The organism is Gordonia ajococcus, from assembly GCF_012974285.1.
In the GTDB taxonomy this organism is placed as follows: domain Bacteria; phylum Actinomycetota; class Actinomycetes; order Mycobacteriales; family Mycobacteriaceae; genus Gordonia; species Gordonia amicalis.
Genome location: NZ_CP052884.1, coordinates 4,811,163 through 4,822,987 on the forward strand (window position 1 = coordinate 4,811,163; position 11,825 = coordinate 4,822,987).

Here is an 11,825-nt window from a genome sequence, read left to right on the forward strand (position 1 = left end):
CGTCGGCGGACTGGTCAGTCGTTGACCGGCACCAGCTTCGGCGGCGTCTCGTCGACGAGCGGGTGCTCGATCTCGTCGCGCCACATGCGGGCCGCGAAGTAGAACGCCCACGCGATCGGCACCGGCAGGAGACCGGCCAGGACGAACGTCGCGGTCAACCCGATCGCCGACGAGACCGGAGCGGCGATCGCCATCGACACCGGCATCAGCGCGACCGACACGAAGAAGTCGAGACTTGCTATTCGGCCGAGCAGTGCCGGCGGGGCACGACGCTGAAGCAGCGTCCCCCACAACACCATCGGGCCGTCGAACAGGACTCCCATACCGAAGCCGGCCGCGACGAACAGCCAGGTCGAATCGGCGACCCCCATCAGGACGAGCGGCACGCTCGAGAACGACCACACCCCGAACATGACCGTCAGATACCGCCGGGGCATCGGCAGCGACGCGAACACCAACGACGTGACAGCCGCCCCGATACCGAACCCGGCCAGCACCCACGCATGCTGCGAAGCGCCACCCTCGACGCGCTCACGCAGGGCAAAGGGCACGAGCACCTCGATCGGACCCAGGGTCGCCAGCACCAGGACACAGGCGAAGAACAGCGTCCCCCACAGCCACGGCGTGCGGATCATGTACACGAAGCCCTCGACGAGGTCGACGACCACACCGCCAACGCCTGCGCCGGTGCGCACGATCTCCGACTCGGAACTCGCCGGTTCGCCCAGTCGTCGCGACGTCACCGGAGCCATCACCAGATAACAGAACCCCGACGCGATGGACGCGATCGCGGCCAGCACGACCGCCTGCCCCGGCGCGGTGGCCCCGATGACGGCCCCGGCCACCGTCGGGCCGACCGCCTGGAAAACCACCGGGCGGAAGAAACCCTCGATACCGTTCGCCGCCTGCAGTTCCGACGACGAGACCACACCGGGCAGCAGCGCCGAGTATGCCGGGTAGTACATGCCCATCGTGGCGCCCGCGAGCAGCGATGCCACCACGACCATCCAGAGATCGAGAACGCCGGCCACGGACGCCACACCCACGGCGCCGAACGCCACCATCTTGGTGACCTCGAGGCCGATCATGATGTGGCGCTGCGAGATCCGGTCGGCCAGCACACCGCCGGCGAGGGTCGAGACGAGCATCCCGACCGCTGCTATCCCGGTCGCCAGCGACACCTGTCCCGGTCCGTCACCGAGGGCGATGACCTGCCAGATCACCGCGATCGTCCAGATCCCGTCACCGAACATCGCCAGGATCAAACCCGACGCCAGCAGCCGGTACTGCCGTCGCGCCAGGGGCTTCAAGGCGCGCGGCAGACGGGTGTCGTCGTCGGTGCTCACCCCTCGAGCTTGCCGGACGCCGACGTTCTCAGGCCAGCGAATTTCCGCCGGAGAGCGCGATCAGCTCGCCCGGCGGGAGGCCTTCTTGGCGGGCGCCTTCTTCGCCGTGCTCTTGGAGCCCGACGATCCAGAGCTGCTCTTCGAGGCCGCCTTCTTGGCGGGAGCCTTCTTCGCCGCGGCCTTCTTGGCGGGTGCCTTCTTGGCAGCCTTCTTCGCGGCCGTGTCCTTCTTCTCGGCCTCGTCCTCGTCGGAAGCCCCGCGGTCCTTCACCGAGGCACGCAGAGCGGCAAGCAGATCGGCGACCTCGGAATCCTCCTCGCCGGGCTTCTCCTCCTCCGACTCGGGGAACGCCTCGCTGCCCTCGGCTTTCGCCTCGATGAGTTTGGCCAGCTCGTTCTGATAGGTGTCCTCGAACTCGGACGGATCGTAGTCGGAGGCCATCGACTCGATCAGCGACGCCGCCATCTTCAGTTCCTGGTCGCGGATCTCGGTGTCCTCGTCGAGAAAACCGAAGTCGGGTTTGCGAACTTCATCCGGCCACAGGAGTGTCTGCAGGGTCATGACGCCGTCGACGACGCGCAGCGCCGCGACCCGCGTGCGGTTCCGCAGGGTGAACGTCGCGATCGCCAGGCGGTCGGTTTCCTCGAGCGCCTTGGCCAACAGCACGTAGGCCTTGGGCGACTTCGACGACGGCTCCAGGTAATAGGGCTTGTCGAAGTAGATCGGATCGACCTGTTCGACCGGCACGAACTCGAGGATCGAGATCTCCGGGCTCTTCTGCACCGGCAGCGTCGACAGGTCGTCCTTGGTCAGGATCACCGTCTCGCCCGATTCCGATTCGTAGGCGTTGGCGATGTCGGAGTAGTCGACCTCGGTGTCGGTTCCCTCGCGCACGCGCCGGTATCGGATGCGGGTGCCGTCGGAGGAGTCGACCTGGTAGGACTTGCGGTCGTGACTCTCCGTCGCGGAATAGACCTTGACCGGTACATTCACCAGGCCAAAGCTGAGATCGCCCTTCCAGATCGAGCGCATGTCGGCCATTGTGCCAGGAGTTCGTGTGCGACGTCGGCAACCAGACGCAAACGCCTCCGTGGAGACACCCGCGCCGATCGACGAGCCTTCGGCTCTGCGGTGTGGACAATGGGGTGATGGCAGGCGGAGAGATCCTGGAGGTCGACGGCCGCCGGATCTCGATCACCAATCTCTCCAAGGTGCTCTATCCGGCGACCGGGACACGCAAATACGACGTCATCGACTACTACTCGCGCATCGCCGAGGTGATGCTGCCGCACCTGCGGAACCGCATCGTCACCCGCAAACGCTGGCCCAACGGTGTCGAGTCGACGCCGTTCTTCGAGAAGGATCTGCCCGACAGCGCGCCCGACTGGGTTCGCCGCCATGGCATCCAGCACAGCGAGCGGGTCATCGAATACGCGCTCGCCGAGGATCGCGCCACGCTCGTCTGGCTGGCCCAGATGGCTGCGCTCGAGATCCACGTCCCGCAGTGGCGGCTGCCGATCGGCCCCGACGGCGAACGCATGGCCAACCGGATCGTCTTCGACCTCGACCCCGGTCCGCGTGTCCCCCTGCACGAGACCGCGGCCGTGGCGGTGGAGATCCGGAACTGGCTGGGCGGCACCACCACGTACCCGGTGACCAGCGGCGGCAAGGGTATTCACATCTACGCCCGGCTGCCCAAACCGGTGAGCTCGGAAGCCGCCCGGAAGGTCGCCCGTGAGGTGGCCGACGAGTTCGCCCGGCAGCACAGTGATTTCATCACCGCCAACATGTCGAAGAAGATCCGCGACGACAAGGTCTTCATCGACTGGAGCCAGAACAACGCCTCGAAGACCACCCTGTCGCCGTATTCGCTGCGCGGACGCGAACAACCGTGGGTCGCCGCGCCCCGTACCTGGGATGAGATCGAGGACCCCACGATCGCCCAGTTGCTCTACACCGAGGTCCTCGACCGGGTGGCCGACGTCGGCGATCTCCTGGCGGGTCTCGACGCTCCGTACGACGACGATCCGGCCACCACCTCGGACGACGTCGTCGGTTCCTCCGACACCGGTGACGATCTCGCCGACCCGGACACGTTGCGGGAGAACATCACCTCCGACGACCAGGACGGCGCCGGCGACGACCACGCGGAGGAGACGCGGTCGGGTCAGATCATCAATCTGCGTGAGTACCGTCGTAAACGCGACGAGTCGAAGACGCCGGAACCCTTCGGCGACGAGAACCATCGGCAACGCCTCCGGGAATCGGAGGACGAGGTGGACGAGGATCATCCGGAATCCGCGCCCCGCGCACCGATCTTCGTCATCCAGGAGCACCACGCACGGCGACTCCACTACGACTTCCGTCTCGAACACGACGGCGTGCTGGTCTCGTGGGCGGTACCGAAGAACCTCCCCACCGATCCGGACCAGAACCGACTCGCGGTCCAGACCGAGGACCATCCGATGGACTATGCCGACTTCGAGGGCGACATCCCGGCCGGAGAATACGGTGGTGGACACGTATCGATCTGGGAAAAGGGCACTTTCGAGCTGGAGAAGTGGCGGGACAAAGAGGTCATCGTCCGCCTGCACGGCGAGCGGCTCCAGGGCCGGTACGCACTGATCCGCACCGGTGACAAGAACTGGCTCGCCCACCTGATGACCGACGAGCCGCGCCCCATCGTTCCCGACAGTCTCACCGATCCGAGACCGATGCTCGCCACCGACGAGCCGATCGACAAGCTCAACGGGCGCGACTGGGCGTTCGAGGGCAAATGGGACGGTTATCGACTCCTGGTGCGCTCGATCGGCGGCGAGTTCCGGCTGACGTCCCGCTCGGGGATCGACATGACGAACGATTTCCCCGAATTCGCAAGCATCACCGACGATCTCGGGCTCATGGATGTGGTGCTCGACGGCGAGGCGGTGGCCATCGACTCCACCGGCCGAACCAACTTCACGCTGTTCACCTCACGTAGGCACACCGAGGAGCCGTACACACTCAAGCTGCACCTGTTCGACATCCTGTATCTGAACGGGACGTCGTTGCTACGCAAACCGTGGTCCGTACGGCGCGAGATCCTCGAGGAACTCGCGCCGGCCTTTCGTCGCTCGACGTACATCGATGTGCCGCCGCTGCTCCCGACGCCCGCGAGTGCGGCGATCGAGTACAGCCGCGAACACAACCTGGAAGGCGTTGTCGCCAAACGCCGTGACTCGGTCTATCAACAGGGCCGACGCTCCACCAAGTGGCTCAAGCACAAGAACTGGAGCGACATCGAGGTGGTGGTCGGCGGATATCGTCCCGGGCGCGGCAACCGGTCGCACACCATCGGATCGCTTCTGCTCGGCCTGCCCGAGGAGACCGGACTGCGCTACGTGGGCCGCGTCGGAACCGGATTCACCGACGCGCAGTTGCGCTCTCTCGCCGAGGAACTCGAACCGCTGAAGATCTCGCGGTCCCCGTTTCTCGAGAAACTCGACCGTCCCATCGCGTCGAGCGCGGTCTGGGTTCTGCCCAAGATCGTCGGCGAGGTGCGCTTCATGGACTGGACCACCGCCGGCCATCTGCGCCACCCGAGTTGGCGCGGTATACGCCGGGACAAACTACCCGGGGACCTCTGATGACATATTCCGCCGACCCACCGACGAACAAGCTCGACCGCTCTGTGGTCGTGACCGGTCTCGTGATCGTGTCGGGGATGATCATGGTGGTTCTCGACACCACCATCGTCAACGTCGCCCTGGACTCGCTGAGCTCCGAACTCGACGCCTCGCTGTCGACGACCCAGTGGGTGGTCACGGGTTACCTGCTCGCAGTGGCCCTGGTCATCCCCCTGACCGGCTGGGCGATGGATCGCTTCGGGCCGAAACCGACCTGGATAACCGCGGTGACGCTGTTCGTCGCGGGATCCGCGCTCTGTGCGGCGGCCTGGTCGATCGAGAGCCTCATCGTGTTCCGCATCCTGCAGGGACTCGGGGGCGGCATGCTGCTGCCGGCCGGACAGGCCATCATCACCCGCGCCGCGGGCCCGGACCGGCTCGGCCGCGCGATGGCCATCCTCGGCGTCCCCATGCTGCTCGGACCCGTCCTCGGACCGGTGATCGGCGGTCTGCTCGTCGAATACACGAGCTGGCACTGGATCTTCCTGGTCAACGTGCCGGTCGGCATCGTCGCAGTGGTCCTCGCGGCGTGGAAACTGCCGCACGGAGACAAAGCACCGGACCGTGACCGCCTCGACCTCCTCGGTCTCGCCGTACTCTCCGGCAGCCTGGTCTGCCTGCTCTACGGGCTGTCCCGTGCGAGCTCCCATGGTGGTTTCGGCGATGCGGATGTACTGGGGTGGCTCATCGGCGGTGTCGTGGGTCTGAGCCTCTACACGTGGCACAGCCTGCGCAAGGGCGCCGACTCGATCGTCGACGTCCGGCTCCTCACCAACAGGGTGTTCGCCGCGGGCACGGTCACGGTGTTCCTCGTCGCGATCGGGCTCTTCGGCGGCATGCTCCTCCTTCCGCTCTACTACCAGACCGTGCGTGGTGAGGGCGCACTTGATGCCGGCCTGCTGCTCGCGCCGCAGGGACTCGGCGCGATCGTGGCAATGGTGATCGGCGGACGGATCACCGACCGGATCGGCGCCGGGTACGTCGTGCCGGTCGGCGTCGTGCTGGCGATGGTCGGCACGTACCCGTTCACCCACGTGGGTGCCGACAGTTCCTATCTGTGGTTGAGCATCGCCCTGTTCGTGCGCGGTATGGGCCTGGGTTCGGTGATGGTGCCGACGATCTCGGCCGCTTACAGCGATCTGAGCAAGGAGGTCGTGACGCGCGCGGCCCCCACCCTCTCCGCGATTCAGCAGGTCGGGGCGTCGTTGGGCAGTGCCCTGCTGGTCACCGCCCTGACGCAACGACTCACGCACGAGCTGTCCTCCCGAGGCCTGTCCGCGCCGGGTGGCGGTAGCGACCAGATAGGTTCTGTCCCACCGGAAGCCATGCCCGTCGTCGGTCCGATCCTCGCCGACGCCTTCGGCTACGCCTTCTGGGTCGCGTTCGCACTCACGGCGGTGATCTTCCTGCCCGCGATCTTCCTGCCGCGGCACCGAACCCGGGAAGCGGCCGCGGCGCCGCCCGCCGGACTCTGACGGTTTCGCGGGAACGACCTGAATGCCGCAGCCCACCAGGAGGAGTCACCCATGACACCCGACGTCCACGGCGAGACGATCACGGTCCCCGCAGCCTACGGCGACACCGAGATGTACGTGACCCGGCCGGCAGCCGCGGACGAGTCGCCGCTCCCCGGCGTCCTGTTCATCACCGATGTGATCGGACTCCGCCCGCGCACCCGCGCGATGGCCGACCGCATCGCGTCGTGGGGTCACGTCGTCGCGGTGCCGCATCTCTTCTACCGGTACGGCACCGCCGACGAGTGGGCCCCGGCCGACGATCCGCTGCTACCCGGGGCTCTCGGCGCATTCTTCCGGGCGGCGATGCCCCGCGCGTCGACTCTCACATTCGACGTCGCCCGCGCCGACCTCGTCTCCTACCTCGACGCCCTGCGCTCGGTGCCCGGTGTCTCGTCCGGCCCGATCGGCGTCACCGGCTACTGCATGGGCGGCCGGCTGGCGCTGAACCTGGCGGCCGCGCGTCCCGCCGAGGTCGCCGCCGTCGGGATCTTCCACACCGGCAAGCTCGTGACCGAGGACCCCGACAGCCCTCACCTCCATCTCCTCGACATCGACGCGTTCGTGCTGGCCATCCACGCCGACAAGGATCGCTCGCTGCCCCGCACCGCCATCGCCCGATTCGAGCACGCACTCATCTCGAGTGGGGTCACCCATTCGGCGACCGTCTACCCGGGGGCCGAACACGGGTACACGATGTCCGACATCCCCGCGTACCACCACGAGGCCTGCGAACACCATTTCACCGAGCTGGAGGCGCTGTTCCGGCGAACCCTCACCACCTGAGCGCCGGCCGGGACCAGTGCGCCATCAGACCTACCGGCCGGTCAGACGAATGAGCCACACCAACGCGAGCAGAGTGTGTTTCGACTCGTGGCGCCACCGTGGTGCGCGTCGCAGCCGGGCCTAGGACTAGCCTCGTGGGAGTCAGTGACCGTGACAGGAGCTCTTCGTGTTCGTTGTCGCCCACATCAGCGACCTTCATTTCAACGGGACGCGGTTCAACCGAAGCCGCATCCAGTCGACGCTGAGCTACATCAACGCACGGGCAGCCGGAATCGACGCCCTGCTGGTCACCGGTGACATCGCCGACGAAGGTACGCCGAGCGAGTACCGAGAGGCCTTCGGCGTTCTCCAGAGTCCCCTGCCGATGCTCATCACCGCCGGCAACCACGACGTCCGCCAACCGTTCAGTGCCACACTGCTCGGCGCCGAGACCTCCGGACCGATCAACCACGCCCGACGCGTCGGCGACGTGTTGTTCCTGATGTGCGACAGCTCGATCCCCGGACGCAACGACGGCTACATCGACGACCAGACCCTCACCTGGATGTCCGCTCGACTCGAGGCGGAGGACCCGCAGACGCCCGTCTTCATCGCCTTCCATCACCCGCCCGTCGAGCTGCACATGCCGTTCATGGATTCGATCCGGCAGACCAGTGAGGAGCGTCTGGTCCCCCTCGTCGAACGCCACCCGAACATCGTCGCGTTCCTGTGCGGCCACGCACACACGCCCGCGGTGACCCGATTCGCCGACCGCCCACTGTGCGTCGCTCCGGGCGTCGCGTCGACGCTGAACCTCCCGTTCGAGGGCAACGAGGTCGTCAATCGCGGCCAGCCGCCCGGTATCGCCTTCCACATCTATGACAAGGGCCGACTCGTCACCCACTACCGATCGGTCATGTTCTGACCGACCTCAGCCCTCGGCCCCCGAACCGATGGCCGACGACCCCGCGTCGAGCAACTGCTTGAGGACCTGGCCACCGATGTCGGCGAGCAGACCTGGGCCGGGATCGGGGAGGTTCTGCGGGAGCGCTCCGGGTTGGTGGGTCGTGGGGATTCGCGCGGTCCGGGTGGCTTCGAGCCGGATACCCCGCGTCTGATCCTTGGTCAGCGGAGTGAGGTACTTGCTGAGATCGGTGGCGGTGGTGAGGGTTCCGACGACCCGCAGTCCGGTCGCCCCGAAGTCCGCGGCACCGCGACGGATGTGGTTGGGCGAGGTGACCAGGACGATGTCGCGAATGCCTTTCGCACGCAGGATCTCCGACGTGTTCTGCGCGTTGGCGACGGTCGATCCCGACTTGTCCTCGGTCAGGATGCGCGTGGCGGCGACGCCGTTGTCGATCAGCCAGGTCTTCATCGCGGCGGCCTCGGTGATGCCGTTCTTGGGCACCCCGCCGGTCACGACGATCGGTGCAGCCGTGGTGATCTCGGCCTGCGATTTACCCGCCGACACCCGATTCACCAACTCCGGGGCCATTTTTCCGTTGGCGTTCAGGCCGAATCCGAGAACGACGATCGCAACCCGCCCGGCAACCGGCTTGGGCGTGGTGTCCGGCACGATCCGCGCAGCCGTGGCGACGCCGGAGATCACGTTGCGTGCCGTGGTGGCCAGGAGTGGATTCAGCACACGCAAGCGACTCAGGGCGGCGTCGCTGACCGAGGCATCGTCGATCTGGTCGGACCAGATCGACTGCAGTGCAAGCGCATCGGTGTCTGCGGGCGCAATCGTCAGCGCCTGCTGCAGGGCCGCGAGACCGCCGGCCACGTCCCCGTTGGCGAACTTCGACTGCGCGTCGTTGTACAACCCGGCCGGGTCGACGGCATCCGCCACCGTCACCACACTCGCGCCGTCGGCGGGGAGCGACCCGACGGCCACACCACCGAGCGCGGCAACCGCGATGGTGGCGGCAGCCGCCAGCCGAAAGCGCTTCACTCTGGTAACACCAGTCACTCGCGTAACAGTACGAGAGGTGCGCAACGGCCCCGCACCCGTCCGATTCCAGATCGATAACGGGTGCGGGGCCGGCCAGGAGCGCGCCGGGGTCGGCGATCAGCGGCGCAGGCCGGCGACCTTCAGCAGTTCCGGGCGACGCAGGACCAGTCCGATCCACATCAGGACGCCGAGGTAGACCGCGAACAACACCGTGCTGAAGAGCGGTTCCTCGATCCGCATGTTCGCGGTGACCGCGCCGCCGAGGTAGGCGGTGATGCCGAGCGCGCCCAACACGGCGGTCCGCGGGATCGCGTACACGACAAGGCAGATGAGCAACACGATGCCCATGACGATGGCCTTGTCATTTGCCACTGCTATGGGACCGCCTGGATTGCCACGAGGATGGGACCACCTTGGCGCGTTATTGAGGATGCTCTGCGGGGTTGGGTCGGTCAAGTCCGGGTCGGTGTCGTTGGCGGTAGGAGGGGCCTTCGATGACGAGGGTGTGCGCGCGTGAGGTGAATCACCCCAGGTTTTGTGCCGCCTCCAATGTGGGCTGGTCCTCGGGGCCGAGGCCAGCGTAGTGGAGCGTTTCGAACTCGGTCGGGGGAATCTGGCCAATACTCGAGTGCAACCTGCTGTTGTTGTACCAGTCGACCCAACCAGCGGTCGCGAACTCGACGTCGGAGATCGTCCGGTACGGGCCGGAGTGGAAGATCGTGGTCCGGATGCACTCGGTCTTGTACAAGCCGTTCACCGACTCGGCCAGCGCGTTGTCGTAGGCGTCCCCGACCGATCCGATCGACGCTGCGATGTCTTCGAGTCGCAGACGCTCAGTCAGTGTAACCGATGTGTACTGACTTCCGGCATCCGAATGATGAATAAGCTCAGCAGCTTTCACCGGATGCCCTTCCCGATTGCGCTGCCACAGTGCCATCCGAAGCGGGACTGTCACCAACTCCACCGACTTCGATGTCGAGGCATGCCATGCCACGATTCGACGGGAGAACACGTCGATGATGAACACCACATACACCCACCCAGCCCAGGTCCGGCAGTAGGTGAAATCGGTCACCCAAACCCGGTTCGGTTCGGCAGCACTGAACTGTCGGTTCAACAGATCCTCCGCGCGGACACCATCAGCGGATCTGACGGTCGTTCGGACTCCCTTCGACCGTCGAATTCCTTGGTGGCCTAACACTTTCATCGCTCGATCAACGGCACCATAGGACACCCCAGGCAGAGTTGTGCGATGCAGATGGGCGCGCATCTTCACCCGCCCGTAGAGGCCCTCGGGAGTCATCTTCCGCCGGCCGTCGTCACCGGTGCGCCAGACGACAGTGCGCACCGCATCGACGACGTGGGCATCAGAGACCGTCCGTGCGGCAGGCGTGCGTGATCGCCATGCCCGGTAGGTTCGTGCGGCAATCTGGCAGCCCTGCCCACGCAGGACCCGGCAGATCGACTCGACCGCAAACCCGTTGGCGCGCATCTGATCTATGAACGCCACGATCATCGGTTGCGGGGGTCGAGTTCCCCCGCGAAGAAAGTTGTCGCTGCTTTCAGAATGGCAACGTCTTCTCGTAACTGCTTGTTCTCGGCCTTGAGGCGCTTGATCTCGGCGGACTCCTTCGTAGTGGTCCCGGAGCGGGCGCCGGCATCGATCTGGGCTTGTACGGCCCATCGACGTACCGTCTCCCCGCCGACACCGACCTGCTTGGCGATCGCTTCGGCCGCGGCAGTCAACGACGTGTACTCGCCGCCGTGGGCCTCCAGCAACCGCAAGGCCCTCGAACGGACCTCCGGATCGATTTTCTTAGGCATGTGCCCATCCTTCCTGACTCAGAAGGAAGCGGCATCAAACCTGGGGTGATTCAAGGTGAGTCGGTCGATGGCCGATTGGGCCAGTAGCGCGTCGGCGGTCATGGTGAGCCATTCGGCGGGTTCTCGGTTGGATGTGACGATGGTGGTCTTGGTCTGCTGGTGGCGTTCGACGATGAGTTCGTAGAAGTCGTTGGTTTCGGTCGCGTCGAGCGCTCTGAGTGCGAAGTCGTCGATGATCAGGATGTCGACGGCGGTGATGCGGCGGAGTTCGGCGTCGACGCTGTTGTCGAGGCGGGCGGCTTTGAGTCGGTGGAACAGTTTGTCCGCTCGCGCGAACAGCACTGTTTTGCGTCGGCCGATGGCCATGTGGCCCAACGCGTTTGCTAGGTGTGTTTTGCCGACTCCGACGGGGCCGAGCAGGATCGCGGAGTGGCCGGCGTCGATGAACCGCAGGGTGGTGAGGTCCTCGAGCAGGGGGCGGTCGTAGAGTAGATCGTCTGCCGCGCGCCAGTTGTCGATCCGCATGCTGGGGTCGAGACCTGCCTTGGCTGATCGTCGGGCGGCGGAGCTGGATTCACGCCGTGAGACTTCATCGGCGAGCAATTGTTGCAGGAACGTCAGGTGCGAGGTTTTGTGTTGGCGGGCCAGGGCTGCGCGTTGGGGCAGGGTGTCGGCGAGGGCTCCGAGTTTGAGGGTTTTGAGCAGGCCGAGCATGTCGGCGCCGACAGGTTCGGGCACACTGTTGGTGGTTCGGGTCATC

Annotated in this window: 9 protein-coding genes, 1 pseudogene and 1 other annotated feature; of the genes and pseudogenes, 4 read left to right on the forward strand and 6 right to left on the reverse strand. The window is 66.0% G+C overall.

The features are described from left to right. Positions 1-14 precede the first annotated feature (14 nt). Positions 15-1,346 (reverse strand): MFS transporter, encoded by a 1,332-nt coding sequence (locus tag GAA2_RS21685; RefSeq protein ID WP_159405739.1) that lies wholly within the window; start codon positions 1,344-1,346, stop codon positions 15-17. 60 nt (positions 1,347-1,406) lie between these two features. Continuing rightward, entirely contained in the window at positions 1,407-2,387 is a 981-nt protein-coding gene (locus tag GAA2_RS21690) for a Ku protein (protein WP_096274812.1), read from the reverse strand. Between the two features lie 107 nt (positions 2,388-2,494). Between GAA2_RS21690 and GAA2_RS21695 the strand changes: the two genes are divergently transcribed. The 4 genes from GAA2_RS21695 (at position 2,495) to GAA2_RS21710 (ending at position 8,215) form a co-directional block, all read left to right on the forward strand. Then, on the forward strand, positions 2,495-4,972 hold the full coding sequence (locus tag GAA2_RS21695; protein WP_191834605.1) for an ATP-dependent DNA ligase: 2,478 nt from the start codon (positions 2,495-2,497) through the stop codon (positions 4,970-4,972). Then, positions 4,972-6,486: an MDR family MFS transporter gene (locus tag GAA2_RS21700; RefSeq protein WP_024499410.1), complete on the forward strand. Its 1,515-nt coding sequence runs from the start codon at positions 4,972-4,974 to the stop codon at positions 6,484-6,486. Before GAA2_RS21695 ends, GAA2_RS21700 begins: the two co-directional genes overlap by 1 nt. A 51-nt stretch (positions 6,487-6,537) precedes the next feature. Beyond that, positions 6,538-7,311, forward strand: a complete 774-nt coding sequence (locus tag GAA2_RS21705) for a dienelactone hydrolase family protein (RefSeq protein WP_024499409.1) — start codon at positions 6,538-6,540, stop codon at positions 7,309-7,311. 166 nt (positions 7,312-7,477) lie between these two features. Further along, positions 7,478-8,215, forward strand: a complete 738-nt coding sequence (locus GAA2_RS21710) for a metallophosphoesterase family protein (RefSeq protein WP_024499408.1) — start codon at positions 7,478-7,480, stop codon at positions 8,213-8,215. A gap of 6 nt (positions 8,216-8,221) precedes the next feature. Here GAA2_RS21710 and GAA2_RS21715 read toward each other — a convergent pair whose 3' ends face one another. The 4 genes and pseudogenes from GAA2_RS21715 to GAA2_RS21730 form a co-directional block, all read right to left on the reverse strand. Further along, entirely contained in the window at positions 8,222-9,241 is a 1,020-nt protein-coding gene (locus GAA2_RS21715) for a YdcF family protein (protein WP_024499407.1), read from the reverse strand. A 117-nt stretch (positions 9,242-9,358) separates the two neighbouring features. Beyond that, a pseudogene (locus GAA2_RS21720) lies at positions 9,359-9,604 on the reverse strand (DoxX family protein); the annotation flags it as partial. 160 nt (positions 9,605-9,764) lie between these two features. Then, a protein-coding gene (locus GAA2_RS21725) for an IS3 family transposase (protein WP_159406341.1) occupies positions 9,765-11,065 on the reverse strand; the annotation gives its coding sequence in 2 pieces (ribosomal slippage) (positions 9,765-10,792 and positions 10,792-11,065; 1,302 coding nt in all). Continuing rightward, positions 10,662-10,793 (reverse strand) — a sequence feature (AL1L pseudoknot). Its footprint overlaps the gene before it by 132 nt. An 18-nt stretch (positions 11,066-11,083) precedes the next feature. Next, entirely contained in the window at positions 11,084-11,824 is a 741-nt protein-coding gene (locus GAA2_RS21730) for an ATP-binding protein (RefSeq protein ID WP_191834606.1), read from the reverse strand. Position 11,825: the final 1 nt, after the last annotated feature.